At 67.4% G+C, this 26,361-nt stretch carries 24 protein-coding genes; 11 read left to right on the top strand and 13 right to left on the bottom strand.

Translation table 11 applies throughout. The annotated features are described in order from the left end of the window. Positions 1-155 precede the first annotated feature (155 nt). Positions 156-536: a VOC family protein gene (locus CW348_RS15140; protein WP_227480917.1), complete on the top strand. Its 381-nt coding sequence runs from the start codon at positions 156-158 to the stop codon at positions 534-536. 82 nt (positions 537-618) lie between these two features. On the opposite strand, the gene glyA is transcribed toward CW348_RS15140, so the two are convergent. The 4 genes from glyA to CW348_RS15120 all read right to left on the bottom strand — a co-directional run bounded on the left by glyA (position 619) and on the right by CW348_RS15120 (position 4,917). Continuing rightward, complete coding sequence (glyA, locus tag CW348_RS15135; protein WP_011292776.1) at positions 619-1,890, bottom strand: serine hydroxymethyltransferase; 1,272 nt, start codon at positions 1,888-1,890, stop codon at positions 619-621. Between the two features lie 7 nt (positions 1,891-1,897). Further along, positions 1,898-2,278, bottom strand: a complete 381-nt coding sequence (gene gcvH, locus CW348_RS15130) for a glycine cleavage system protein GcvH (protein WP_011292775.1) — start codon at positions 2,276-2,278, stop codon at positions 1,898-1,900. A gap of 121 nt (positions 2,279-2,399) precedes the next feature. Then, entirely contained in the window at positions 2,400-3,518 is a 1,119-nt protein-coding gene (gcvT, locus tag CW348_RS15125; RefSeq protein WP_287464122.1) for a glycine cleavage system aminomethyltransferase GcvT, read from the bottom strand. Positions 3,519-3,855: 337 nt separating this feature from the next. After that, positions 3,856-4,917: a 3-deoxy-7-phosphoheptulonate synthase gene (locus CW348_RS15120; RefSeq protein ID WP_011292773.1), complete on the bottom strand. Its 1,062-nt coding sequence runs from the start codon at positions 4,915-4,917 to the stop codon at positions 3,856-3,858. A 531-nt stretch (positions 4,918-5,448) separates the two neighbouring features. Here CW348_RS15120 and pip point away from each other — a divergent pair. Next, positions 5,449-6,408 carry a prolyl aminopeptidase gene (gene pip / locus CW348_RS15115; RefSeq protein ID WP_038044051.1) on the top strand — a complete coding sequence of 320 codons (960 nt, stop codon included), beginning with the start codon at positions 5,449-5,451 and terminating at the stop codon, positions 6,406-6,408. 33 nt (positions 6,409-6,441) lie between these two features. On the opposite strand, the gene CW348_RS15110 is transcribed toward pip, so the two are convergent. Beyond that, the gene (locus CW348_RS15110; protein WP_104612964.1) at positions 6,442-7,644 is read right to left on the bottom strand and encodes an NAD(P)/FAD-dependent oxidoreductase; all 1,203 of its coding nucleotides are present in this window, start codon (positions 7,642-7,644) and stop codon (positions 6,442-6,444) included. 250 nt (positions 7,645-7,894) lie between these two features. Here CW348_RS15110 and CW348_RS15105 point away from each other — a divergent pair, with 250 nt between their 5' ends. After that, on the top strand, positions 7,895-8,836 hold the full coding sequence (locus tag CW348_RS15105) for a PolC-type DNA polymerase III (protein WP_011292770.1): 942 nt from the start codon (positions 7,895-7,897) through the stop codon (positions 8,834-8,836). A 163-nt stretch (positions 8,837-8,999) separates the two neighbouring features. Here CW348_RS15105 and CW348_RS15100 read toward each other — a convergent pair whose 3' ends face one another. Both CW348_RS15100 and CW348_RS15095 read right to left on the bottom strand, forming a co-directional pair. After that, a complete protein-coding gene (locus CW348_RS15100) occupies positions 9,000-9,653 on the bottom strand; it encodes a TetR/AcrR family transcriptional regulator (RefSeq protein ID WP_104612965.1) in 654 nt (217 codons plus the stop codon). A gap of 46 nt (positions 9,654-9,699) precedes the next feature. Next, positions 9,700-10,392: a heme oxygenase (biliverdin-producing) gene (locus CW348_RS15095; RefSeq protein ID WP_011292768.1), complete on the bottom strand. Its 693-nt coding sequence runs from the start codon at positions 10,390-10,392 to the stop codon at positions 9,700-9,702. Positions 10,393-10,914: 522 nt separating this feature from the next. Here CW348_RS15095 and CW348_RS15090 point away from each other — a divergent pair. From CW348_RS15090 to CW348_RS15070, 5 genes are all read left to right on the top strand, one after another. Further along, positions 10,915-12,108 (top strand): PP2C family protein-serine/threonine phosphatase, encoded by a 1,194-nt coding sequence (locus CW348_RS15090; protein WP_049754969.1) that lies wholly within the window; start codon positions 10,915-10,917, stop codon positions 12,106-12,108. A 5-nt stretch (positions 12,109-12,113) separates the two neighbouring features. Next, complete coding sequence (locus CW348_RS15085; protein WP_011292766.1) at positions 12,114-13,775, top strand: ATP-binding protein; 1,662 nt, start codon at positions 12,114-12,116, stop codon at positions 13,773-13,775. Between the two features lie 28 nt (positions 13,776-13,803). Continuing rightward, on the top strand, positions 13,804-14,235 hold the full coding sequence (locus CW348_RS15080) for a response regulator (RefSeq protein WP_011292765.1): 432 nt from the start codon (positions 13,804-13,806) through the stop codon (positions 14,233-14,235). Between the two features lie 84 nt (positions 14,236-14,319). Further along, the gene (locus tag CW348_RS15075; protein ID WP_011292764.1) at positions 14,320-14,835 is read left to right on the top strand and encodes a low molecular weight protein-tyrosine-phosphatase; all 516 of its coding nucleotides are present in this window, start codon (positions 14,320-14,322) and stop codon (positions 14,833-14,835) included. 11 nt (positions 14,836-14,846) lie between these two features. Further along, positions 14,847-15,710 (top strand): fructosamine kinase family protein, encoded by an 864-nt coding sequence (locus CW348_RS15070; protein ID WP_011292763.1) that lies wholly within the window; start codon positions 14,847-14,849, stop codon positions 15,708-15,710. A 102-nt stretch (positions 15,711-15,812) separates the two neighbouring features. Here CW348_RS15070 and CW348_RS15065 read toward each other — a convergent pair whose 3' ends face one another. The 3 genes from CW348_RS15065 to CW348_RS15055 form a co-directional block, all read right to left on the bottom strand. Then, positions 15,813-16,862: a carbohydrate ABC transporter permease gene (locus CW348_RS15065; RefSeq protein WP_011292762.1), complete on the bottom strand. Its 1,050-nt coding sequence runs from the start codon at positions 16,860-16,862 to the stop codon at positions 15,813-15,815. Beyond that, on the bottom strand, positions 16,859-17,845 hold the full coding sequence (locus CW348_RS15060) for a carbohydrate ABC transporter permease (RefSeq protein ID WP_011292761.1): 987 nt from the start codon (positions 17,843-17,845) through the stop codon (positions 16,859-16,861). The genes CW348_RS15065 and CW348_RS15060 overlap by 4 nt, the downstream gene beginning before the upstream one ends. 66 nt (positions 17,846-17,911) lie before the next feature. Then, positions 17,912-19,258: an ABC transporter substrate-binding protein gene (locus tag CW348_RS15055; protein WP_104612966.1), complete on the bottom strand. Its 1,347-nt coding sequence runs from the start codon at positions 19,256-19,258 to the stop codon at positions 17,912-17,914. 636 nt (positions 19,259-19,894) lie between these two features. Between CW348_RS15055 and CW348_RS15050 the strand changes: the two genes are divergently transcribed. Then, on the top strand, positions 19,895-21,241 hold the full coding sequence (locus tag CW348_RS15050) for a four-carbon acid sugar kinase family protein (RefSeq protein WP_011292759.1): 1,347 nt from the start codon (positions 19,895-19,897) through the stop codon (positions 21,239-21,241). A 210-nt stretch (positions 21,242-21,451) separates the two neighbouring features. Here CW348_RS15050 and CW348_RS15045 read toward each other — a convergent pair whose 3' ends face one another. Together CW348_RS15045 and CW348_RS15040 are read right to left on the bottom strand one after the other, a co-directional pair. Then, the gene (locus tag CW348_RS15045; protein WP_011292758.1) at positions 21,452-21,775 is read right to left on the bottom strand and encodes a DUF4873 domain-containing protein; all 324 of its coding nucleotides are present in this window, start codon (positions 21,773-21,775) and stop codon (positions 21,452-21,454) included. After that, complete coding sequence (locus tag CW348_RS15040) at positions 21,772-22,683, bottom strand: diiron oxygenase (RefSeq protein ID WP_011292757.1); 912 nt, start codon at positions 22,681-22,683, stop codon at positions 21,772-21,774. Before CW348_RS15040 ends, CW348_RS15045 begins: the two co-directional genes overlap by 4 nt. Positions 22,684-22,922: 239 nt before the next feature. Here CW348_RS15040 and CW348_RS15035 point away from each other — a divergent pair, with 239 nt between their 5' ends. After that, on the top strand, positions 22,923-23,684 hold the full coding sequence (locus CW348_RS15035; protein ID WP_011292756.1) for a MerR family transcriptional regulator: 762 nt from the start codon (positions 22,923-22,925) through the stop codon (positions 23,682-23,684). Here the strand turns inward: CW348_RS15035 and CW348_RS15030 are convergent. Next, positions 23,653-25,521 carry a GMC oxidoreductase gene (locus CW348_RS15030; protein WP_011292755.1) on the bottom strand — a complete coding sequence of 623 codons (1,869 nt, stop codon included), beginning with the start codon at positions 25,519-25,521 and terminating at the stop codon, positions 23,653-23,655. The two genes, CW348_RS15035 and CW348_RS15030, sit on opposite strands and share 32 nt — an antisense overlap. 222 nt (positions 25,522-25,743) lie before the next feature. Between CW348_RS15030 and CW348_RS15025 the strand changes: the two genes are divergently transcribed. Further along, positions 25,744-26,358, top strand: a complete 615-nt coding sequence (locus CW348_RS15025) for a DUF6230 family protein (protein ID WP_016189089.1) — start codon at positions 25,744-25,746, stop codon at positions 26,356-26,358. Positions 26,359-26,361 lie beyond the last annotated feature (3 nt).

Below are 26,361 nucleotides of genomic sequence, written 5' to 3'. Positions count from 1 at the left end.
GGCCGAGAGCCGGGGCAAGCTGTGATCTTTCGGCGCAGCCTTTCTGAAGGGCGGTAAAACTCCGGTCTGCTCTAGGGGAAACACGAACTGGGCTGCGGCTGACCAGGAGCTCCGCCGGTTACGGTGCGCTCGTGACTCGAAAAATCTTTGTGAACGTGGCGGTACAGGACCTGCAGAAGTCCCAGGAGTTCTTCACCGCGCTCGGCTTCCGTTTCGATCCCCGGTTCACCGACACTAACGCGGCTTGCATGGTCATCAACGACGACTGTGCCGTCATGCTGCTCACCCGCGATTTCTTCCGCCGGTTCACCCGGAAGGAGCTGGTTGACGCGGCCAAGAACACCGAGTCCATCATCTCGGTCTCCGCTGACCGCAAAGAAGAAGTGGACGAGCTGGTCAACCGGGCGTTCGAAGCGGGGGCACGGCCGTCTATCGACCCGATAGAGAACGAGGGAATGTACGCCTGGGGCTTCCAGGACCTTGACGGGCACCTGTGGGAAGTGGTGTGGATGGACCCCAGGGCGCTGGAGGCGTGAGCGCCGTCCGCAGAGAAAAGCGTAGAGGGCCGACAAGCCCTACGGGTGCCCGGCACCCCCGAGGCACCGGGCACAAGCACAATCACAGTCCAGGGTAGAGCGGGTGCTTGGCGGCCAGCGCCTGGACGCGGGAGCGCAGGGTCGCCGCGTCGAAGCCCGGCTTGAGCGCCTCAGCGATGATGTCGGCGACCTCAGCGAAGTCGGCGTCGCCGAAACCGCGGGTGGCGAGAGCCGGGGTGCCGATCCGCAGTCCCGACGTGACCATGGGCGGCCGCGGGTCGTTGGGGACCGCGTTGCGGTTGACCGTGATACCGATCTCGTGCAGCCGGTCCTCCGCCTCTTTGCCGTTGAGTTCCGAGTTGACCAGGTCGACCAGGACCAGGTGGACGTCGGTGCCGCCGGTCAGCACCCGAATACCGGCCTCGGCCGCGTCAGGCTGGGTGAGCCGCTCGGCGAGGATCTTCGCGCCGGAAAGGGTGCGCCGCTGCCGCTCAGCGAACTCTTCGCTGGCCGCGACCTTCAACGCTACGGCCTTGGCAGCGATGACGTGCTGGAGCGGACCGCCCTGCATCCCCGGGAACACCGCCGAGTTGATCTTCTTGCCCAGCTCCTCCTTGGCCAGGATGAGCCCGCCTCGCGGCCCGCCCAGGGTCTTGTGGGTGGTGGTGGTCACTACGTCGGCGTAGGGGACCGGGTTGGGGTGCAGTCCAGCCGCGACCAGACCCGCGAAATGCGCCATATCCACCATGAGGAGGGCGCCTGTCTGGTCGGCGATCTCCCGGAACCGGGCAAAGTCCAACTGGCGCGGGTACGCCGACCAGCCCGCGATGATCAGTTTCGGCTGGTGCTCCTTGGCTAGCGCTTCGACCTCGTCGTAGTCGATCAGGCCGTCGGACTCGCGTACGTGGTAGGCCACGGCGTTGAGGATCTTGCCGGAGTAGTTGATCCGCATGCCGTGGGTGAGGTGCCCGCCGTGTGCGAGGTCCAGGCCCAGGATGGTGTCGCCCGGCTGCAGCAGCGCAAAGTACACGGCGGTGTTCGCCTGAGCGCCCGAGTGCGGCTGCACGTTGGCGTGCTCGGCACCGAACAGGGCCTTGGCACGGTCGATGGCCAGCTGTTCGATGACGTCCACGTGCTCACACCCGCCGTAGTAGCGGCGGCCCGGGTAGCCTTCCGCGTACTTGTTGGTCAGCACCGTGCCTTGCGCCTCCAGCACCGCCCGGGGCGCAAAGTTTTCGGAGGCGATCATCTCCAAGGTGTCGCGCTGGCGGGCGAGCTCGGCGTCCACGGCTGCCGCGACCTCAGGGTCGAGCTGAGCCAGCGACTGGGTGAGCGAAGTGCTCTGGGCGGTCATGAGTTTCCTAACCTTCACCTTCGGTGAGCTGTGTGTACTGCTCCGGGGTGAGCAAATCGGCGGGCTCCTCAGCGAGCTCCACCTTGAACAACCAGCCCCGGCCGTAAGGGTCGGAGCCGATCAACTCGGGGTCGTCCACCGCAGCCTGGTTGACATCGACAACCTCACCGTCAACCGGAGAATAGAGCTCGCTGACCGACTTGTGAGATTCGATCTCACCGCAGCTTTCACCGGCGGTGACGGTCGAACCGACTTCCGGCGGTTCGACGTAGACAATGTCTCCCAGCGCTTCGGCAGCGAAGGCTGTGATGCCGACGGTAGCGATCCCTTCGTTGATCGCCACCCACTCGTGCTCCTTGGTGTAACCCAGCTCCGCGGGAACGCTCAATTCGACTCTCCAGGAGTGTTGTCCATTATTCAGCAGAGGCGCACGCGGACGTGCGCCGCCCTGACACCTTCAGATCTGCCCTGCCCTGACGGGGAGGGCGTACCCGCCGCAGGCAGCGCCTTCACGACGTGCGTCGGTAGAAGGGCAGATCCACCACATCCACCGCTTCAGCGCGGCCTCGCACGTCCACGGCGAACGCACCACTGGAAAGGTCCGTACCCGCTTTGACAGCCGCGATCGCGATGGGCTTGCCCAGCGTGGGGGAGGGGGCGCCGCTGGTGACGGTTCCCACAGGAACCCCATCGCGGAGCACCGGGTACCCCTTGCGGGGGACGCGGCGGCCGCGGCCGACAAGGCCGACCAGGACCTGCGTGGGGCCGGAGGACGCGCGGGCAGCGAGCGCGGCACGCCCCACGAAGTCTCCCGGTTTGTCGAGTTTGACGACCCGGCCCAGCCCAGCATCGTAGGGGGTGAGCTCGGCGGTGAGTTCGTTGCCGTACAGCGGCATTCCCGCTTCCAGCCGCAGGGTGTCGCGGGCTGCGAGGCCGGCGGGCAGGAGTCCGTGCGGCTGTCCGGCCTCCACGAGCGTGTCCCAGAGCGCCGGGGCCGCTGTTCCTGGCCGGAGGTAGATTTCGAACCCGTCTTCACCGGTGTAGCCGGTCCGGGACAGCAGTATGGCAGTGCCGGCGACAGTGCCGTGCTGGGCAGCGTAGGGGCGGAGAGCCGACAGGTCGACGTCGGTCAGCGGTCCCAGGATGGCTGCGGACTGGGGGCCTTGGAGCGCGAGGAGAGCGTAGTCCGCGGTTTCGTCGGTGATGGTCGCGGTGAAGCCGGCGGCCCGCTCGGTCAGCGCGGCGGCCACCGTGCCAGTGTTAGCGGCGTTGGCGACGACGAGGTAGTCGTCGTCCGCCAACCGGTAGACGATGAGGTCGTCGAGGACGCCGCCCTGCTCGGTGACGATCATGGTGTAGCGGGCGCGTCCCACGGCGAGCGTGGACAGTTGTCCCACCAGCGCATAGTCGAGGCAGTCGGCGGCTTGCGGGCCGTGGACCCGGATCTCCCCCATGTGCGACAGGTCGAACAGTCCAGCGGCGTCGCGCACGGCCCGGTGCTCGGCGCTTTCGCTGCGGTAGCGCAGCGGCATCAGCCAGCCAGCAAACTCCACCATGGTGGCGCCGGAAGCCACATGGGTGTCATACAGCGGTGTCGTGCGGGCATCGCTGGTCGGAGGCTGGGTCATGGACGCTCCCGAAGAACAGGGTGGTGTGAACGGAGGCTGGTGAGCGCCGCCCCCGCTATGGCGTCCGCCAGAGGGCCTCAACTGCGCTCGTCTGCACCTTCGGCGAAAGACTGTGGCACAGCGCTGTCCCGTCTGCCGGGGCGGTGCCAATCATAGGGCTGGCGCCCCGGTGCGCACCGGGAAGGTCACCGGTAAACCGGGCAGCGCAGCGGTCCCTGGGCTGGGACGTGCGGGCATTCGGTGTTCTCAGCCTAGCAGTGCGTGGTCGCCGAGCAAGGAGCGCCGGTGCGCGGCGGGCAGATGGGGGAGGAGGCCGCGCACTGGCGCTGGGTAGTGCTTAGGACGTGGCCTTGCGGCGGCTGCGCACGGCGTCGGCCAGATGGGCCAGGACCTCCTCGGTGGTCTCCCAACCCATGCACTTGTCCGTAATGCTCTGGCCGTAGGTGAGCTTGGCCGGGTCGCCGAGCTTCTGGGCGCCGGGCACCAGGAAGCTCTCCAGCATGACCCCGATGATTCCGGTCTGGCCTTCCGCGACTTGGGCGGCGATGGCCTGGGCCACGCCCGGCTGGCGCAGGTGGTCCTTGCCGCTGTTGGCGTGGCTGGCGTCGATCATGAGGCGGCGCGGCAGGCCCGCGGCCTCGATGGTGTCGAGCGCGGCGGCGACACTGTCCGCGTCGTAGTTGGGGCCGGAGCGGCCGCCCCGCAGGATGACGTGGCAGTCCGGGTTGCCGGAGGTGGACACGACCGCGCCGCTGCCGCTCGGGTCCACGCCGAAGAAGGTGTGCGAGCTGGCTGCGGCCCGGCAGGCGTCCACGGCGACCTGGACGTTGCCGTCGGTGCCGTTCTTGAAGCCCACGGGCATGCTGAGGCCGCTGCTGAGCTGGCGGTGCACCTGGCTTTCCGTGGTGCGCGCACCGATCGCTCCCCAGGTCACCGCGTCCGCGATGTACTGCGGGGTGATCGGGTCGAGGAATTCGGTGCCGGCGGGCACGCCCAGGGAGCCGATGTCGAGCAGCAGTTTGCGTGCGGTCCGCAGGCCCCGGTGGACGTCGAAGCTCCCGTCGAGCCCGGGGTCGTTGATCAGGCCCTTCCATCCCAGGGTGGTGCGCGGCTTTTCGAAGTACACCCGCATGACCACGCACAATTCAGAGGAGACGGACGGGATCAGCGCCTTGAGACGGCGTGCATAGTCCAGGGCGGACTCGGGGTCGTGCACGGAGCACGGTCCCACGACAACCAGCAGCCGGTCGTCCTCCCCATCGAGTACTTTTTTCACCTCGGCTCTGGCTTCCTCGACTAGTGCCGTGCGCTCGGGGCCCATCGGCAGTTCGGCCAGGAGGTCGTGGGGAGCGACGAGTGGCTGGTAGCTGACGACACGTGTGTCGTTAGTCCTCGACATGGGCGGTTCCTTTATCCTTGTTCCCCTGACTGGCGGGCTCAGTGGCTATCCAAAGGCGCGGTGGCGGGCCTCAATGCCGCGGTTGCGAGCCCTTGTGGAGCTTGCAGCAGGCGCATCGCGGATTGGTGTGTCGGCTCCCGGGATCCGGCTAGTCATCCGCTCATTCCAGTCCAGGCCTGGTGCGGCTGGAACGGAAAACGTGGTTGGCGGGTACGCAAAAACCCTAACGCGCTCGTATCGCAGCCTATTGCGGCGACTCCCCGTTGGGGGCAGGTGCCGTGGTGTGAAGAACCCCTCTTCGCGCCCGGTGCAGGCCGACGACGAGTGGGAAGCGGCGGGCCGGGGATACGGTGGTCGGACCGCTATCCAAGGGCTGCCGGGACCGGTCGAGGGGTGCGGGTGATACCCCGGCGCCGGGCAGGAGAACCGCGGTTCCGTGGCGCCGCAGCCCCGCCCCTGGGCTGTTACCGTTGCCGCCTACGCGATTCCGGTCTTCTACCGCAGACCTAGAGCATGTAAGGACACGTGGTGATGCGCACGCTGTATCCGCCGATCGAACCGTACGACAGCGGAATGCTCGATGTCGGCGACGGCCACCGGATCTACTGGGAGCTTGTAGGCAACCCGGAGGGGAAACCCGCGGTGTTCCTGCACGGGGGCCCCGGGGCAGGCTGCACTCCCGACCACCGTCGGCTGTTCAACCCGGAGCGGTACCGGGTGCTGCTGTTCGACCAGCGCAACTGCGGGCGGAGTACGCCGCACGCCAGTCTGATGAGCACCGAACTGCACACCAACACCACGTGGACGCTGGTGGCAGACATGGAACGGCTGCGCCGCATGCTGGGGGTGGAGCGGTGGCTGGTCTGCGGCGGGTCGTGGGGGAGTGCGCTCGCTTTGGCGTATGCCGAGCAGTATCCCGAACGGGTCAGCGAACTCGTCCTCCGCGGCATTTTCACGCTCCGCAGCGAGGAGCTGCTCTGGTTCTATCAGAGCGGCGCCTCCTATCTTTTCCCGGACGCCTGGGAGCAGTACCTCGCACCCATCCCCGAAGAGGAGCGGGACGACTTGATCGGCGCCTACGCGCGGCGGCTCAACTCGCCTGACCCGCAGGTGCGCCTCGAAGCAGCCCGCGCGTGGAGCGTGTGGGAAGCCAGCACGTCCACCCTGTACCCGAACGAGCAGTTGCGCGCCGCCTACGCCGACCCCGAGTACGCCCTGGCGTTCGCCCGGATCGAGAACCACTACTTCGTCCACGGCGGATTCTTCACCCCTGGGCAGCTCATCGAGAATGCGAGCAAGCTCGCTGGTGTCCCCGGGGTGATCGTGCAGGGCCGCTACGACGTCTGCACCCCGGCGAAGACCGCTTTCGAACTGCACCGGGCCTGGCCGCAGGCGGAATTCCACCTGATCGACGATGCCGGGCACGCGTTCACCGAGCCCGGCATCCTGCACCAGTTGATCGAAGCGCTCGACCGGTTCGCTGAAGTGTGAGCGTGTGAGGGCTGCCGCGCGGCAGCCCTCCCGCTACTGCTGCGCGGCAGCCAGGGCGTCGGCCCAGGATGTGGGTTCTTCCAGGAGGGGGCGGTAGCGCATCACCCGGGGTGTGGACCGCATGCCCAGCACTCCGACGAGCCGGTCCTGGCGGCCGACGAAGGCGACGAACTTGCGGTCCGCCACCGAGCCGTGCACGATCTCCACGGTGTCGGCGGGGGAGGCCTGGCCCAGCAGTTGGATTTTCCGGCCGTACTGGTCGGACCAGAAATACGGCACCGGGGTGTAGGGGCGCCGGGCTCCTTCCCCGGCGAGCAGGTTGTGGGCGGCCAGGCGCGCCTGCTCTTCAGCGTTGGCCCAGTGCTCGAGCCGTATCCGGCCGCCGTAGCGGGGGTGGGGCCAGGCGGCGAGGTCGCCGACGGCGTACACGTGGGGGATCGAGGTCGCCAAGTACGGGTCGCAGGAGACTCCGCCCACCTCGGGGTCGAGCAGCACCCCCGATCCGGACAGCCACTCGGTGTTGGGGTGGACCCCTATCCCGGCGACGACGACGGGGGCCGCTACGGAGGTTCCGTCGGCCAGTTCGATCCGCTCGACCCGGTGGGTGCCCGCAAAGGAGGTCACGGGCACTCCGAGACGCAGGTCCACCCCGTGGTCGCGGTGGAGTTCCGCGAAGACCGCGCTGATCCGGGGGGCGACGACCCGCGGCAGCAGCGTGTCCGCGGCTTCCAGCAGGGTGGCCTCTGCTCCGAGGGCGCGGGCGCTGGCAGCGACTTCAGCGCCGAGGAATCCCGCTCCCACGACTGCGACCCGGCCGTAGCGCAGCAGGTCGGCGCGGAGCGCTTCGGCGTCGTCCAGGGTTCTGAGGACGTGGACGCCGGGCAGGTCGGTGCGGGGGCGGCGGGCCCGGGCCCCGGTGGCGACCACCACGGCGTCGGCGACAAGGGAGGTCCCGTCGGACAGCTCCACTGCCCGGTCACTGGGGCGCAGCGCCATGGCCCGCACTCCCAGGCGAAGGTCCAGGGAGAGCGCGGCGAGCTCGTCGTCGGTGCGCAGCCACACGCCTTTGCCGGAATTCTGGCTGGTCAAGACTTCTTTGGACAGCGGTGGCCGCTCGTAGGGGCGGTGGGGTTCGTCACCGACGAGCGTGATGGTTCCGTCGAAGCCTGCCTCTCGCAGCGCTTCGGCGGTGGTGAGGCCGGCCATGCCGGCACCGGCTATAACGATGGTCTGCACCTGTTGCTCCGCGGATCGATGGGTTGGACGCGGTGCTGAACGTACAACGGCTGCTCGGCCGGTGCGGCGGGACCCGGCGGGAACCGTGCGCGGCCGGTGCCACTTCCCGGATGTACCCAGCATCCTCGCAGATGGGAGGGGGAGAAGCTGGGAGGTAGCGGCCAGGACCGTCTCTGGCCGCAGGTAAGGTCAGGGCTGGCCCGCCGCAGCGAGTGCGAAACGGGCTGCGAGACGAGACGAGGAGACGGATGTGCCGCACGAGAAGCGCGCGGGCCACGAGGCTGTGCGGATAGGGGCGCTGAGCCGGCGCCGGGGCAGGTACCGCGCGCGGGACTTGGAGTACGCGGTGGTCGATGTCGAGACCACCGGGCTCCGGCCTGAGGGGGGAGCCCGGGTCTGTGAGATCGCCGTGGTGCGGATGCGCGGGGACGGCACTGTGCTCCGGGAGTTCACCACGCTCGTCGACCCGCGGATCAAGGTCACCGGACAGGAGTTCCACGGTATTGCCCAGGGCGATGTGGTGGGAGCTCCCCGTGCGGCGGAGCTCGTGGCGGAGCTTTGCGCGCTGTTCTCTGGTGCGGTCGTGGTGGGACACAACCTCGACTTCGAAAACGCGTTTCTGACCAGCGAGTTCGTCCCGGCAGGGCTGCCGGATGGGCTGCCCGGCCTGTGCACGCTGCGCACGCTGCGGTCGCAGGTGCATTTGGAGCGGTATTCGCTGGCCCGGGCCAGCCACGCGCTCGGGGGAGACTGGCCGACCGGGCAGCACACCGCTTTGGGGGATGCGCGGGCCTGCGCGCAGTTGCTCGCGGAGCTGCTGCACAACGCTCCGGGGCCGCTGTTCTACGTGGGGCCGGAACCGGTGGTGCTGGAAGAGCGTCCGCAGCAGGCGCAGCTCAAGCCGCGGCGTTCTGCTGCGGGGTCAGTGCGGCTGGCAGGGCCGCGTCCCCGTGCGGTGCCGGTCCGGGAGCTGCGGGCATGGCCGCGGGTGTGGCGGGAGCTGGAGTTGGATCCGGGGCTGTGCACCGGCCGGTTCGACGAAGCGGAGCGGGCGTATGCGGTGGCGCGGGCGCGAACCCGGGCGCGGGTCCGCACCGCGCTGCGGATCGGGGCCGCGGCCGCGGGGATGACCGCGGCCGCGTTGCTGGCGGCGGCGCTCTGCCAGCCGAAGGCTGCCCGGTCGAGCAGCTAGTCGGCAGGCGCCCAGGGACGCGGCAGCGCGGAGCGGGTCGTCCCGTTCAGCCAGCCGGCTCTGCCCGGGGGGAAGATGGGGTGGAGCCCGGTCTGGAGCAGTGGGGTGCCGCAGGGCGGCTGCCTGCTGTCCGGGTGCTGCCGTAAGGGCTGGGACGCGGAGGCTACTGGTCGTTTGCCTGCTCGGTCGGGCGGGTGCGGGCCGCGGCTGCGGCGTGGTCCCGGTCGACACCGAGAGCGCGCAGCGCGAACTCGGTGACGAGGATGCGCGCCCCGTCCAGGGCGATCTCCCCGCGGACTAGGGGGAGGCGCTGGGAGCCGATGAGTGCGAGCAGGAGTTTGGCGGTGTGCTCCAGGGGAACCGGTTCGAATTCCCCGTTCTCCGTGCCTTGGCGCAAGATCTCCACGAGCAGATGCTGCATCGGCGCGACATGGTCGGCGAGCTGCTGGTAGGCCTGCGGTCCCAGACTGGCGCTGAGTTCAGCGGCGGCCGGGTGCTGGTGTTCGACGATGGCTTCCAGTTGGAAGCTGATGAATCCGGCCAGCCGCTGGATCGCGGGAGCGTCCTGGGGGAGCTCCTCTGCACAGCGCTGTACGAAGTTGGCGGTCACCCGTTCGGTGAACGCCAAGAGCAGCGCGGGCTTGTCGGGAAAGTAGTTGTACAGCGCGGTGCGGGTGATCCCGGACACCGCGGCCACATCGGTCATGGAGATCTCGTCGATCCCCTGGTCACGGGTGAGCACGGCCACCGCGTCCAGGATGCGGTCGAGCACTTGGGCGCGGTGCGCGGCGATGGTGGGGGCCGAGATCTTAGGCATACCCCTATCGTGGCATGCCTCACCACTGACCGGCCGGGGTTCGCCGTCATCCAAGGTCGCTGGATGAGGCCAGCGCCAGGGAGCGGTTCAGCTCGGCCATCAGTTCGCTGTTGAACTGGTAGGCCTGCCGGACCTCGTCGACGACCCGTGTCTGCTCTGCTTCGTCCAGGTCGAGGGCGTCGAGGACCGCCCGGTAGTTCTTCTTGAACCGGGGCAGGCTGTCCAGACGGTCGAAGATGTAGAACTCGAAGCCTGCGCCGTCGGTGAACCCGTAGGCGCGTTGGACGACGCGCTTGATGACCTGCCCGCCCGACAGGTCGCCGAGGTAGCGGGTGTAGTGGTGGGCGATGAAGCCGGCGGGCCAGTGGACGGTCCACCGGATGCGGTCGGTGTAGGCCCGGGTGGTCGGCAGCGGGGTGATCGTGTCCCGCCAGTCCGGGCCGCACAGGAAGGCGAGGTCGCGCTCCAGGGCGGGGACGCGGTGGAGTTCCGGGAAGTACACGGCACCGCCGACAGGATGGTCGGCGAGGGTTTCGGCGACCTCTTCCAGGGCGGAGTAGATGAAGTAGTGCTGGGCGGCGAGGGCGACGTAGCCGTGGCGGGGCAGGGTGCCGGAGACGAGCGCTTGGGAGAAGTCGTGGGCTTCAGCCGCGTCGTGGGAGGACCGGGTGCCCGCTTTGAGCCGTTCAGAGAAGGTGAGGGAGTCGGACCGCTCCTGGGTTGCCTGTGCCGTGCTCATGGGGATTACTTCCTTTGTGTCCGTTTTAGGAAAGAGGGTGGGAAGGTGACAATCTTGATGACATCATGTCGTTTAAAGTCCACGAGCACAATATTTCATGACGACATGTCGTCATGAAATTGTCCACATCGCTACCCGCACTCCCGCGGCGCGGGTACGCTGGGGAGCCGGGAGCTATCCTGGTCACGAAGAACGACCTACTAACGGTCCAGACCTCACCACGCACCGCTCTTAGGCGGGGTGGGGGACGTTTCCGGCCTGCACTGCTGGCGGCGTGCAGAGCCGGGCCATTATCGTTTGACTGGCATGAACCTTTCGCGAGCCAGCCTGGAGGGAGGACGGAGCCGGGCTGGACGACTGCGCCCGGTGCGCTCGCCCCGCCAGGCGCTCGGCACTCCGGTGTCGGAAGTGGAGGGGAGCCATGACACCGAACCCCGCACGATCTGCTCCCGGGTGCTGAAGAGACAGTCGACGTAGAGGCGGTATGTGGACATTGGACAAGCAGGGCACGGGCCGCCGAACGTGCCCCCACCCCCAGGTACACGAAGCGCACCCCTCCGAGGCGCCGTGGAATCAGTAGACATCCTCCTGATCGAGGACGATCCCGCAGATAAGCTCCTCGTCGAGGAGTTCCTCGCGGACACCGCACTCAACGCCAAGATCACCTGGTTCACCACATTGGCCGAGGCCCGACCGCACCTGGCCTCTTTCCGCGGTTGCGTGCTTCTGGACCTCAACCTGCCTGATGCGCGCGGGATGGACCTGCTGCGCGAGGTCCTTGACGCCGCGAAATCAGCCGCAGTGGTCGTCCTGACCGGACTGGACGACGAGCACGAAGGCATCGCCGCGGTCGCTGCCGGAGCCCAGGACTACCTGGTCAAAGGGCAAGTCGACGGCTCGCTGCTCGCTCGCAGCCTGCGCTATTCGGTGGAACGCCAGCGCGCCGACGAAAACGCGCGGCAGTTACGGGAGGCCGAACTGCACGCCCGGGAGAACATGCGCCTGGAACGAGGCCTCCTCCCGCAACTGTTACTCGACGAGTCCCGGATGGTGCCCCGGTCCTTCTACCGGCCAGGCCGCAAACGCGCCCTGGTCGGCGGCGACTTCTTCGACGCAGTCGACCGCGACGGCACCACCCACCTCATCGTGGGCGACGTCAGCGGCCACGGACCGGACGAAGCCGCGCTGGGCGTCAACCTCCGGATCGCCTGGCGCGCCTTGGTGATGGGCGGGGTCGCGGAAGACCAGTTGCTGACCGCGCTGGAGAAGATCCTCGTCACCGAACGCGCCCAAGACGAGATGTACGCCACCCTCTGCCAGGTCAGCATCGACCGGGACACCGAAGAAGCGCGGCTCCGGCTGTTCGGCCACCCCCCGCCGCTGGTCCTTGGCCCCGACCAGCGCGTCACTGAAGTGCGAGCCGAGCCCGGGCCGCCGCTGGGCATGCTGTTTGACGTCACCGCAGAAGTGGAGCGGTTCTCCTTCTGCCGCGGCTCCACCCTCATGCTCTACACCGACGGCCTGGTAGACGCCTACGACGGCAACAGCTCCGACCGGCTCGGCGTCACCGGGCTCGCCCGCATCGTCGAAGACATCCTCGCCTCGGGCACCCCCATCGGGGAGCTGCCGGAACGTCTCGTAGACGAGGCCGAACAGCACAACGGCGGTCCGCTCCAGGACGACGTTGCCATGCTGCTCATCACTTACGGGAAATGACTCACGTGAACTCCGACACCGCACCGGGGAGCGGAGAGACGTCGGCCACGGGCGGCATCCTCACCCGCCCCTGGTCCCTGCGTCGGCGCGTCATCGTACTGCTGTGCTCCGTAGGCATTGTCCTCATCGCCTCGGTCGCCACCATCATCATCACCGCGCTGGAAGCACGCGAGGCGGTGGTCCGCCAGGTAGAGCAGCTCACTCCCGCACAGAGCGCTCTGCACCAGACCATGGCCGCCTACTACAACCAGGACAACGGCATCCGCAGCTACGCGGCCACCGGAACACTCGACTCGCTGGAGCCCTACGAGCAGGGCCGCCGTACCTTGGAGGCGAGCCTCCCCCAGTTGGAGAAGGCCGCCCAAGACAACCCCGCCATCGACTCCGACATCGAAGCCCTGCTCGCTGCCGGGGAGTCCTGGAGCAGCGAGTTCGCCGAGCCAGTCCTGGACAAGGTGCGCAACGGTGAGGAACTCACCCACGCCGACGTCCAACGCGGTGAAGAACGCTTCAACTATCTGCGGGAAGCGTCCAGCAGCGCCCAGGGGCGCATCAGCGTCGAACTGGACGAAGCCCAAAAAGACCTGGACTCCGCCACCCAGCAGCTCGCCGCTCTGCTGACCCTCGTGGTCGTGGTCATCATCGTGCTGTGCGGCTTCCTGTGGGTGATGCTGCAGCACTGGGTGCTCCGCCCGCTCGACGAGCTCGGCCGCCACCTGCAGCAGGTCTCGGACGGCTACTACGCGCACCGCATCGAAGTGGAGGCACCCCCCGAGATCGAACGGGTCGCCTGCAACGTGGACGCCATGCGGGAGCGCATCGTGCACGAACTCGACGAAGTCGGCACCGCGCGGCGCGCCCTCCAAGAACAGTCGGAGCTGCTGGAACGCCAAACCGAAGAACTGCGCCGCTCCAACCTGGAGCTGGAGCAGTTCGCTTACGTCGCCTCCCACGACCTCCAGGAGCCGCTGCGCAAGGTCGCCAGCTTCTGCCAGTTGCTCCAGCGCCGCTACCACGGGAAGCTGGACGAACGCGCCGACGCCTACATCGACTTCGCGGTCGAAGGAGCCAAACGCATGCAGGTCCTCATCAACGACCTGCTGGCGTTCTCCCGGGTGGGGCGGACCAAGAACTTCACCACCGTGGACCTCAACAGCGCGCTCAACGACGCGCTCGCCAGCCTCGAACCGGCGCTCGAGGAAGCCGAGGCCGTGGTCACCGGGGATCCGCTCCCGGAAGTGCAGGGCGATCAGACCCTGCTCACCCAGGTCTTTTTCAACCTGATCAGCAATGCCGTGAAGTTCCGCGGGGACAATCCGGCCCGGGTGCACATCAGTGTCCGCCGCGAAGGGAACGAGTGGGTGTTCTGTTGCGCCGATAATGGAATCGGCATCGAGCCGCAGTACGCCGAGCGGATCTTCGTGATCTTCCAACGGCTGCACACCCGCGAGAAGTACGGCGGCACAGGGATCGGTCTGGCCATGTGCAAGAAGATCGTGGAGTTCCACGGCGGACGCATCTGGCTGGACGTGGACTCCGACGAGCCTGGAACCCGGATCTGCTGGTCGCTGCCGGTAGACACGGACAAGGACGACGACCAGTCCGACGAAGAGCCATCACCGCTGACCGCGTGGTCCGAACCGGACTCCGCTGGCGCCGACAGATGAGAAGGTTGGGGGATTGAACGAGGTCCGCATGGTGCAACCTATCGAGGTGCTGCTGGTCGAGGACGACCCTGGCGATGCCCTCATGACGCGGGAGGCATTCGCGGAGCACAAAGTCGGCAACCGTCTGCACGTGGTCTCTGACGGGGTGGAAGCCTTGCGTTTCCTCCGCCGTGAGGGCGAGTACGCTCAGGCGCCCCGGCCGCACCTGGTCCTGCTCGACCTCAACCTGCCCCGCAAAGACGGGCGCGAGGTCCTGCAAGAGATCAAGCAGGACGAGGACCTGGCCCGCATCCCCGTCGTCGTCCTCACCACTTCGGAAGCTGAAGAGGACGTCATCCGCAGCTACCAGTTGCACGCCAACGCCTATGTGACCAAGCCGGTCGACTTCGACCAGTTCATCAAGGTGGTCCAGCAGATCGACGACTTCTTCGTCACGGTGGTGCGGCTGCCGAGCCGGTGAGGCTGCCGCTGCGGGCGGACCGTGCTGCGCCCGGAATGCGGGACGGCCGAGCGCAGTGCCGGGTTCTCGACTACGGTTGGTGCCATGAGCCTGCCCGAACCCCGTAACCCCTCTGGTCCGTACCGCATCTGCGTGGTGTGCCTCGGCAACATCTGCCGTTCTCCGATGGCGGAGAAGATCCTGCTCACCGACCTGGCCCGCGCTGGGCTCGCCGACCGGGTCCAGGTAGATAGCGCAGGTACCGGCAATTGGCATGTCGGGGCGGACATGGACCGGCGTGCCGCCTCCACGCTGCGGAAGTACGGCTACCCGACGGGGCATGTCGCCCGCCAGTTCTCCCCCTCCTGGTTCCCGGAGCGGGACCTGATCCTGGCGATGGACACCGACAACCTCGCGGACCTGGTCCGGCTCGCCCCGGACGAGGAGACCAAGGACCGGATCCGCCTGTTCCGCTCTTTTGCTCCCGGTGTAGGACCCAACCCGGAGGTGCCTGACCCGTACTACGGAGGTGAAGACGGCTTCATCACCGTGCTCACCATGATCGAGGCCGCATCGAAAGGGCTCGTCGGAGAACTCACCGCGCTGTTCAGCGCGCGCTGAAAGGGGAACGGGTGAATTCCGTCGCTGCCAGAGTGACCGAACTGACCGGTCGCGAGGTTGCCGCCGTTGCCGAGCGAGGACACAGCCACCGGTGGCATCTCTACCGCGTGGAACTGGCTGACGGGACCCCGCTCTTCGTCAAAGCGCTTCCCGACGACGCCCCGGCACTGGACGGACTTTTCCGTGCCGAGGCGCTAGGCCTGGACTGGTTGGGGCGGTCGTTCGGCTCCCCGGTGCCCCAGGTAGCGGGGTGGGACGACCGCACCCTCGCCATGGAGTGGGTGGACGAGCGGCCGCCCACTCCCGAAGCAGCGGAACGGTTCGGCCACCAGCTCGCCGCGATGCACTTGGCGGGCGCCGAATCCTTCGGTGCCACCTGGGACGGCTACATCGGCCCGCTGCCCATGGACAACACCCCGCGTTCGACGTGGCCGGAGTTCTACGCCGAGCAGCGGATCCTGCCCTACTTGCGCCGCGCCGCCGACCGGGGCGCGCTCACCCCGGGCGACGTCCGCCTCGTGGAGAAAGTGCTCGACGCGCTTGACCACCTGGCGGGCGACCCGGAACCCCCGGCGCGGATCCACGGCGACCTGTGGAACGGCAACGTGCTGTGGCAGGACGACGGCGCGGTCGTCATCGACCCCGCGGCCCACGGTGGCCACCGGGAAGCAGACCTCGCCATGCTGGCGCTGTTCGGCCTGCCCTACCTGGACCGGGTTCGCGACGCCTACAACGAGGTCGCGCCGCTCGCCGAGGGCTGGCGGGCCCGGATTCCGCTGCACCAGTTGCATCCGCTGCTGGTGCACGTGTGCCTGTTCGGGGCGGCCTACCGCACCACATTGGTGGACACGGCCCGCGCCGCGCTCCGCGCCTGACCAACCCTGCCGTGGACCGCGGGGAATGAGACGCTGACGGCTGCGGCCCCGGCCAGGGAAGAGCCCTGCCGGGGCCGCACCGTGGACTCACGTCCGTACGGCTCAGCCTTTCACGCTGCCCGCGAGCAGGCCGCGGACGAAGTAGCGCTGCAAAGTGAAGAACACGAGCAGCGGAATCACCATGGAGACGAAAGCGCCTGCGGTGAGCCGCTGCCACTCGTTGCCCCGGGTGCCTGCCAGTTCCGCGAGCCGGACCGTGAGCGGTGCCGTGGACACGTCGCCGCCCGCGAAGATCAGCGCCACCAGCAGGTCGTTCCACACCCACAGGAACTGGAAGATCGCCAGCGACACCAGGGCGGGGACGGTGAGCGGGAGCACCACCTTGCGGAACAGCACGCCGTGTCCGGCGCCGTCCACCCGGGCCGCCTCAAAGAGGGTGGTCGGCAGCTGGGAGATGAAGTTGTGCAGCAGGAAGATCCCCAGCGGCAGGCCGAAGATGGTGTGGGCCACCCACACGTTGGTGAACGCGAACGCGCCCGGCAGATCCCAGGCGGGCAGGATCTGGTATCCGCCGATCGTCACCCCCTGGGAGAAGAACCGCAGCAACGGCACCAGGGCCATTTGCAGGGGCACGATCTGCAGGGCGAAGACCCCCAGGAACACCCAGTCCCGGCCGGGGAAGTTGACCCAGGCCAGGGCGTAGGCGGCCAGTGCGGCGAGGACCACCACGAATACCGTGGACGGCACCGTGATGACGAAAGAGTTCACGAAGTAGCTGGCAAGCTGCCCCTGGCCGGGGGAGAACAACACCTCGCGGTAGTTGTTCAAGGTGAGCTGCGGGTCGGAGAACATCGTCCACCAGCCAGTGGTCTTGATCTCCAACTCGGGACGGAAGGAGGAGAGGAACAGGCTGGCGGTGGGCAGTGTCCACAGGACAGCGATGATGATCGCGATGGCACTCGCGGCGGTGCTGGTCAGGCGTTTCCGCACGCGGGCCGCGGCCGACTCGCGGCTGTGGGCCGGGTTCTCCTTTGCCCGCAGCGGTGGGACATGCGTGGCGTAGTCGTCACGCGCCGCGCGAGGCGAGGAGGGCTTGCGCACGCCGCCGCCCCCTTCTTCCTCGGCGGGCGGGGACTGTGGGGACGTGCTCATCGCTGCTCCTCCCTCAGCCGTCGATTGGTGCGCATCTGCAGGATGATCAGCGGGATGACCAGAATGAACAGGAACACCGCAAGCGCCGATCCCATACCCAGGTTGTCGTAGCGGAACGCCTGCGCGTACATCTCGTTGGCGATGACGCTCGTCTCGTACTGGCCACCGGTCATGGTGCGCACGATGTCGAACACTTTCAGTGTCTGCACCGAGATAGTGATCAGCACGACCATGAGCGTCGGCCACACCGAGGGCAGGGTGATGTTCCAGAAGTGGGTCCACACCCCGGTGCCGTCGATGCGGGCCGCTTCGATGATCTCGTCAGGGATGGCTTTGATTGCGGCGGAGAGCACGACCATCGCGAAGCCGGCTTGGACCCAGATCAGCACCACGATCAGCAGCAGCGTGTTGATCGGGGCGTCCAGGAGCCACAGCCGCGGTTCACCGCCGAACCACACGATGATCTGGTTGAGCAGACCGATCTGCTCGGCTTCCGCGGGACGGTAGGCGTAGATGAATTTCCAGATGATGCTCGCGCCGACGAACGAGATCGCCATCGGCATGAAGATCAGCGACTTGGCCACTGATTCGAACCGTTTGCGGTCGACCAGCAGCGCGTAGAACAGCCCGATCGCGGTGGCCAGCACCGGCCCGAACAGTACCCACAGGAACGTGTTGCGGAGGACCACCAGGATTTCAGGCTGCGTGAACATCGCAATGTAGTTGTCCAGGCCGACCCAGGCCGCACCTTTGCTGTCCATGAACGACAGCAGCGTGGTACGGATGACCGGGTAGACCAGGCCCAGGATCAGCAGGATCAGTGCGGGCGCCAGGAAGAGCGTGGCCTGCCACCATTCGGTCCTGGTCTTTCTGGGTCCGGCATCCACGAGGAGCAGCAGGGCGCCGATGACAGCCAGGAAGCCCGCGACACCGATCACCAACCACAGGAGCTTGGGAAGCTCGTCGACAAGGGAGAAACCCATTCCCGTCCTCTTCCGATCGGGGTGGTTCGGGACCGGCAGATGCCGGTCCCGAAGCAGCGGACTGTGTCAGGAAGACCAGGAGTTCTCGATGTAGTCGAGCGTGGCGTCGGTGTCCTCGCCGTTGATCCAGTTGACCATTCCCCGCCAGAACGTTCCGGCTCCCACTTCAGCCGGCATCAGGTCGCTTCCGTCGAAGCGGAACACGGTTTCGGGGTCGCGCAGGATCTCCGCGCCCAGACGGTCGGTCGGAACTTCCAGAAGGTCGAGGTCAAGGCCCTTGTGTGCGGAGAACCAGGCGCCTTCCGCGGCCCGGCTGTTCGCGAACTCCGCGGTAGCCAGGTACTCGCGGACCGCGACCACCTCGGGACGGTCGCTGAACGCGCCGACGAATTCGCCACCGCCCATGACCGGGGTGCCCTGATCCGGGTTGATCGGCGGCAGGTTGAACGCGTACACATCGCCGTCCTCGGCGACCTCGGTGCCTTCCGGCCACTGGGCGGAGTAGAAGGAGCCCATGAGGTACATGGCGCACTGGCCGTCCAGGATGGGCAGGCCGCCTTCCTGGAACGAGGTGATGGCGATGCTCTGCACGTTGCCGAAGCCGCCGTTGACGTAGTCAGGGTTCCGCAGAATGGTGTCGGCCCGGTCGAACGCGTCCGCGATCTTGGAGTCGTTGAACGGGATGTCGTGGTTGACCCACTGGTCGTAGACGTCGGGGCCGTTTTCCCGCAGGACGACGTTTTCGATCCAGTCGGTGCCGGGCCAGCCCGTGGCGTCACCGGATTCGAAGCCGACGCACCAGGGCTTCACTCCGTTGTCAGCGATGGTGTCGCTAAGTTCGATCAGCTCGTCCCAGGTCTGTGGGACTTCGTACCCGTTCTCGGAGAAGAACGTGGGCGAGTACCAGACGAAGGACTTGAAGTTGGCGCCCAGCGGGGTGCCGTACAACTCGCCGTCGAACGTGGCGTAGTCCAGCCAGTCCTCACTCCAGCCTTCTTCGGCCAGCTTCTGGACGCTCTCGGGGGCCGCGACCAGGTCACCGGACTTGGCGAAGCGCTCAAGCAGACCGGGCTGGGGGAAGAAAGCAATGTCGGGCGCGTTGCCGCCGTCCACTTTCACCTGGACTTGGGCTTCGAACTCACCACTGCCCTCGTACTGGATCTTGATTCCGGTGCAGTCGACGAACTTCTGCCAGGCACGTTCCAGCCGTTCGGCCTCGACGTCCCGGATGGAAGCGTAGATCGAGACGGTGCCGCCGATGTCCTGCCACTGCTTGTAGGGTTCGCATTCCGGCGAGTCCGGGTCGGCTCCCGCCGACCCTCCGCCACCGGACAGGTAGGCGCAGCCTCCGGTCAGCAGCACGAGGGAGAGTGTCGCGGCGATTGTGACGCGCGGATCAGGGAACTTGGGCATTCATGTACCTCCAGTACCGCCCGGTCATCGTGTGACCTGCTCCATAGACATCCGATGCAAGTAGTTCTGTCCGTGAAAGTCCACACATTTGGCCGATGCCTGCCGTAACGGTTTTGTCACGTGGAAAGCGTTCCAGTTAGGAACGGATTGCCGCGGTCGCCGGAGATTAGCGGTGTGATCGCTATAAGTGAACAAAACTTGGCAAACACCGGAGGCTTCCCTTTCTTGAGCCTTGTGGGCTTAGGCAGAAGGATAAAACGGGAGGTAGCGGAGATATCAGGCGATATGCCGTGAGTGGGGTGCGGCTGTCCCTCGTCTGTGCGTCCTGCGGCTGCGCTGAGCCCGTCGTATCAGGCAGAAGAGGCGATGAGGGGAGCATTGCTGATCATTGGGGTGCGTGCGACTGAGCCGGGACAGGCCGCCGGAGCCGTCCCCGCCTGCCTGCCCTGACAGCACCGGTGGCCGCGGACCGCGGTAGCGGCCATCGCACCCCGCCACCACCGGACCGCGGAAGCGGACCAGAGGGCCATCGTGGACTTGAGAGGCGCAGGCCTGCAGGCAGCAGGCGCAGCAGAGAACAGGAGCACCGCCGGATCAGACGCGTGATCCAGCGGTGGTGCACGAGAAAATGGTGAAGTGGCACAGGTACTCGTCATCGCAGACGATCTCATCGGCGCGGCTGCGACCGCTGCGCGTTTTGCGCGTGCCGGACAGCGCGTGACCATGGTCGCCCCCGAGCAGGTCGCCCGGGTGGCCGAAGACCACGACGTGATCGTTGCCAACCTCGACAGCCGGCACATGCCGCCCCACCAGGCCACCGACCTCGTCGCCGACGTCGTCGAAGCGGTATGGCCGGTGGGCTTGGTGATCAAGCGGATCGACACCACCTTGCGCGGCAACCTCGGCGCGGAAGTCGAAGCCGCGTGGACGGAAGTCCGGGAGCGCTGTCCGCCGCAGACCCGGCTGCGCGTCATCGTGGTTCCCGCTTTCCCCGCCGCGGGCCGGACGACCGTCGACGGAGTACAGTTGCTGGACGGCACCCCGGTGGACCGCACCGAGGCGGCACTCGACCCGCTCAGCCCCACCGCTGCTGCCGATGTCGCCGAAGTGGTGGCGCAGCAGAGCTCGCTGCGGGTCCGCCGCATCCCGGTGCGCCAGGTCACCCCGGAGCTGTTGACAGCAGAGCTCGCCGCCGGAGATGAACCGGTGGTGCTGTGCGACGCCGACACCACCACCTACCTGGCGGAACTAGCCGAGGCGGCTGCCCGGGCGCACCGGGAGCACGGCATCGTGTGGCTGGCCGCTGACCCGGGACCGTTCGGCGTGCTGTTGGCCGAGGCCCTGCACTTGCACGGCGAAGGCATCACCGCCGGGCCGCTGTTGGCCGCGGTAGGCAGCGTCACCGAGCTGACCGCGCGGCAGCTCGACGCGGTCGTGCGCTCCGGACCGGTGCGCTGGGTCGATGCCGCCCCCGAGGACGTGGAGCGCGAGGACAGCCGGGAGAAGCTTGCCCACACCCTGGCTGATGCGCTGGCCAGCCACGCCTTCCCCGACGTGGTGGTGTTCCGGTTGCGGGCGACCGCGGCGGAGATCGCAGCGTTGCCGCTGCCACAGCGCCGCCTGATTCCGGAGCGGCTGGCGGAAGTGATCGCCACGGCGGTGACCGATGCGCACGAGCAGGACGGGGCGCTGGGACGTCCGAGCGGGATGTTGATCGCCGGCGGCGATCTCACTTCGGCCGTGCTGGATGTGCTGGGGGTTCAGACTTTCGACATCGGTGGGGAGATGCTCCCGCTGACCGTGCACGGTGTGCTTGGCGGGGGAGTGCTGGACGGTGTCCCGCTGATCGCGAAGAGCGGGTTGGTGGGCGACAGTTCCGCGATCGCCGACTGCCTGGGGCGGCTCCGCCGGGCTGTGCAGACCCGGCTGCGGACGGTCCGCGCGGAAGTGGTGGAGCATTTCCCGTTCACGGCGGGCGCCTAGCCTGCATCGGGCAAGTCGAACCGGAGCCGTCCGGCCGTGCACGGCGGCTGTCAGCGGGACAGCGGCGCAGGGCATCCGGGCGTGGAGAACGACGAGGAGGACGGCTGCGGTGTGCAGCGCCGGTGCGCCGCTCCTGCCTGGGGACGACAGGGGCGGTGGGGCGTCGGCGGTGGTCCCGGCGCCCCACCGCTGGCGGGTGGGACCAGAGGGTCAGATCTCTTCAGCGCTGAGTTCAGGGACCGCGAAGGGGGGTCGGCCGCGTCCCCGCACCCGGTAGCCGCCCCAGACGTTGACTTCAACGAGCTCTCCTTTGCCCGCATAGCCTTCCGGGGTGCGCAGCAGGACTGCGCGCTGGCCCTGGCGGAAGAGCCGGTCCAGCTCCGGATCGGCGACGAGCCGTCCGGTCCACCGGTACTCTCCGCTGAGCGGGTCGAAGTGCCCGGCGAGGTGCGCGGTGACGGTGACTTCGGTCTCGTCGAAGACAGCGGTGACGGTGCCGTGGTATTCCTCTTCGTCGTCGCCCATTCCGCTCATGCGGTCTCCTCCAGTACTCCGGCCCGGCGCCACAGCTTCTTCGCGGGCCCTTGGATCATTCCTGCCTCAGCGAAAGTCGCCACGGCCTTGCTGGCCATCCAGGTCAGGCTCTTGCGCCAGTGGGGGTTGCGGCGCGCGGCGCGGCGGGCGGCCTTCGGGTCGAGTCCTACTGCTGCGTAGCAGTCCGGGTGGATGAGCCGCGTGGTGGCGAAGTAGACCACCAGGCCGAGGACCAGGCGGCTGTAGGCCTTGGACAGCCAGCTGCGGTGCTGCCAGGAGCGCAGGAACTCTTCGCGCGCGTAGCGCATGTGCCGGGCTTCTTCCACCACGTGGATCCGGGAGACAGCGCGGACCAGCGGTTCGAGTTCTTCGTCCACCATGGTCTCGCGCTGGAGCTGGTCGAGAATCTCTTCGACGTACAGTGCGGCGCTGAAGGTCAGAGGCGTGTTGGAGATGGTTTTGAAGACCCGGCCGAGGAACTGGGTGAGGCCGTCCACACGGTAGTAGCGGGCACCGAGCTTGCCCACCATCTTGGCGAACATCACCGAGTGGCGGCATTCGTCGCCGATCTCGGTGTAGGCGTACTGGATGTGGTTGCTGGTGGGGTCGCGGTCGTAGGCGTGGCGGACGAGCATCTGCATCAGGATCGTTTCGAACCAGATGCCGATGCTGGCGATGCTGGCGGTCTCGTGCCTGCTCAGTTCTTTGCGCTGGGCTTCGCTGAGCTGCTCCCACAGTTCGGTGCCGTACAGCGAGACCCGTTCGGGGCGGATGGCGTAGCGGTCGGGGTCGATGGGGGCGTCCCAGTCGATTTCGACGAGCGGGTCGAAGGAGGCTTTAGCCGAGGAACGCAGGAGCCGTTGGGCGATGTCCTCGCGGTCAGTGATGGCCTTGGCGGGTGCGGTCATCGCGGTTCTCCTCCGGAAGTGGTGGAGCCGGTGGGTTCCTGGGGACGGAACCGTCCCCAGGGGTCGCACAGGGTGGAGCGCGGACACCCCATGTTTCCTACGATGAACGTTACAATGACTATTGTCACAATTCAATGGGGTAAAAAGGCGGCTGGTCAACCCGGGAAGCGCCACCCGGCGTCAGTGCCGAAACGCCCTGCGCATCGGAGCCGAACGCGCGGACTCCCTAGAGTGGGGGCATGGCCGAATACCGCATCGACGAGCTGGCCCGGCTGGCGAACACCACCGTCCGCAACGTCCGCGTCTACCAGGACCGCGGACTGCTCTCCCCGCCGCGCCGGGAAGGACGGGTAGGGATTTATACCGAGGTCCACCTCGCCCGGCTGCGACTCATCGGTCAACTCCTCAAACGCGGCTATACCTTCGCCAACATCGCCGAACTAGTCAGCGTATGGGAGCGGGGCGGCAACCTGTCCGAAGTGCTCGGGTTCGAATCCGCGGTGGGCGACCCCTGGTCCGACGAAATCCCCGGCTACATGACCCTGGAGGAGCTCACCGACCTCTTCGGCGACCAGGTCACCCCTGAGCGGGTGGCCCGGGCGGTTGAACTCGGCCTGCTCGAACCGGAAGGGAAACGGTACCGCGTGCCCAGCCCGCGCCTGCTCCACGCTGGTGCGGAGCTCGTCGAAATCGGCATGTCCCTCGACGCGGTCCTGGACCTCGCCCAAGAACTCCGCGACCGGATCGACGCTGCCGCGGAAGCACTCAACCGGCAGGTTTCGGAGCACATCATCGCTACCTACGCCCCGGAAGGGATCATCCACAGCGAGGACCTGGGCAAGGTCGCCGACGTGATCCGCCGTGTCCGCCCTCTCGCGCAGATCGCGGTCGACGCGATCCTCGCCCAGGCCATGTCCCGGCACATGCACGAGACGCTGGGTGATCACTTCGCGCAGATCATCGACCACCTCAAGGAGCGGGCGGAGCATCGGTCCGCCTGACCGTGTCCGTGCCGGTGCCTCCCGGGGTGCGCTGCGGTCGGCTCACGTCCAAGGGGAGCGCAATGCGGCGGGTGAACCGCAGCTCCGCGTAGGCGCCTGCCGGCACTGCTGGACGGACCGGGTAGACCGGCTCCACCCGCTGGTAGGGGGAGCCCGGAGCGGGCCGCGGGTCAGGCTCCCCCTTGTTGGGCCACATCGCCATGGCGCGTTCCGCTTGGGCGGTGATCGTCAACGACGGGTTGACGCCCAGATTGGCGGTGACGGCTGACCCGTCCACCACGTGGATGCCGGGATGGCCGTAGAGCCGGTGGTAGGGGTCGATTACACCTTCCTCGGGGGAGGCGCCGATCGGGCAGCCGCCCAGGAAGTGCGCGGTCAACGGGATGTCGAAGATTTCGCTGACGCAACTGCCCGGGTAGCCGTCGATCTGTTTGGCGATCTGGGCGGCGAACTGCTGGGCCACCGGGATCCACGTGGGGTTGGGAGCGCCGTGGCCCTGCCGAGAGGTCAGCACCCGCCGGCCGAACAGTCCCCGCCGGGTGTAGGTGGTCAGCGAGTTGTCCAGGGACTGCATGACCAGGCCGATGATGGTCCGCTGCGACCAGCGGCGCACGGACAGGCTGCGCATGAAGAGGTAGGGGTGGGCGGCGATTACGCCGAGGAAGCGCAGCCAGCGGGGGATGCGTCCCCCGCCGGGGACTTGCATGGTGGTGAGCAGCCCCATCGCGTTGGAGCCTTTGCCGTAGCGGACCGGCTCGATGTGCGTGTGCGCGTCAGGGTGCATGGAGGAGGTGATCGCCACGCCCTGCGTGAAGTCCTGGGGCGGGCGTATCGCCTTGGTCATCGCGCCGACGAGGGCTTCGGAATTGGTGCGGGTGAGCGTGCCGAGCTTGGGGGAGATGCGGGGCAGGAGCCCGGAGTCGCGCATGGCGTGCAGGAGGCGCTGCGTGCCGTAGGTGCCAGCAGCGAGCACGATGTAGCGGGCGGTGAACGTGCGGGTGGCGCGCCGGGTGCGGAAAGCACCGGTGGCTACGGTGTCGACCGCATAGCCGCCGCCGAGGGAGGCAGGGCGTTCGCGGATCGCTACCACGGTGGTCATGGGGTGGATGACGGCGCCATGGCGCTCCGCGAAGTACAGGTAGTTCTCGGTGAGCATGTTTTTTGCGCCGTGCCGACAACCGGTCATGCACTCCCCGCACTCCAGGCAGGCGCGCCGGGTCGGGCCGGCACCCCCGAAGTAGGGGTCGCGGCAGGCTTCGCCGGGGGAGACCGGTTGGGTGGCCGCCCCGTCCTTGCCGTCGCCAAAGAAGACGCCGACCGGGGCGAGGTGGAAGGTGGAGCCGACCCCCATGGCCTCGGCGGCGTGGCGCAGGTGGACGTCCGCAGGGGTGACGGTGGGGTTGGTCCGCACCCCGAGCATGCGTTTGGCTTGGTCGTAGAAGGGGGCGAGTTCTTCTCGCCAGTCGGTGATGTCCCGCCACTGCGGGTCGTTGTAGAAGTCGTCCAGTGGTTCGTAGAGGGTGTTGGCGTAGTTGAGGGAGCCGCCGCCGACCCCGGCCCCAGCCAGGATCATGACGTCGCGCAGCAGGTGGATGCGCTGGATGCCGAAGAACCCCAGCCGAGGCGCCCAGAGGAAGTTGCGCAGGTCCCAGGAGTTCTTCGGCAGGGTCTCGGGGGTGAAGCGGCGTCCGGCCTCGAGGACTCCGACCCGGTAGCCCTTCTCGGTAAGGCGCAGCGCGCTGACTGAGCCGCCGAATCCTGAACCGACGACGATGACGTCGTAGTCGAACCGGTCGTCGTCCCCGGTGGGAAGGGTGGAGTGCTGCTCGTGGGTCATCAAGTGCCCCCTGGCGGTCGGGTGGAGGGGTGGTTGTCACACGCTCACGTGTCTGTAATGTGAACTAAGACACTTGGCAATGTGACATTGGCTATTGTAATGTTCGACCCTACTGACCAGTAGATGTGGTCTATGTAACACACCAAGCGGAGGTGGGCACAAGCCCCCAACCTCCCACCCCACGCCACCCCCCACGTCGAGCACGGGACCAGGAGGAAGCCCATGGCCGACGAGACTCTCACCGAATCCCCCAACGGCGGCACTGCGTGGCGCAAATTCGCCTACGTCGCCCTGCCCGGACTAGTCGCAGCGGGGGTCCTTGGCGCGGCCACCACCCAAGGACTGCTCGCCGCCTCCTTCGCGGTGTCCGGAGACAACTTCAAGATCTCCGCATCCCACCTGGAAGGCACCGGGTTCGCCCAGTACGGGGACGTCGCAACCTCGGTCGACAAGACCTCCCGCCCAGTAGGACTCTCCATCATCGAAGAAGCCGAACTCTCCGACATGTGCATGTCGGCACTGCTCGACCTGCCCATCGGAAAAGCGACACTCCTCATCCGCGCCGGGGAGAAAACCCCCGTCACCGCGACCAACATGGTCGTCGACGTCGAACAGCTCAACGGCAACGCCCACTTCTCCGCTATCGAGATCGGCCGCGACGCCAGCACCCTGAACAAGGTGTCCGGTCCCCAAGGCGACTCCGGAGCCTTCGCCCTGCAATCCGACACCGTGACCATCAACGACCTCACCATGGTCTCCTGGGCGGTCAGCTCCGGAACCCTGCGGCTGTCTGGACTCAAACTCAACGTGAAGCCCGGCACCCACGAATGCTTCTGATCC

The sequence above is a fragment of the Thermobifida sp. genome (assembly GCF_017577275.1).
Lineage (GTDB): Bacteria > Actinomycetota > Actinomycetes > Streptosporangiales > Streptosporangiaceae > Thermobifida > Thermobifida fusca.
Note: the sequence above shows the minus strand (reverse complement) of the source record. Positions and strands in the feature narration are given on the sequence as shown.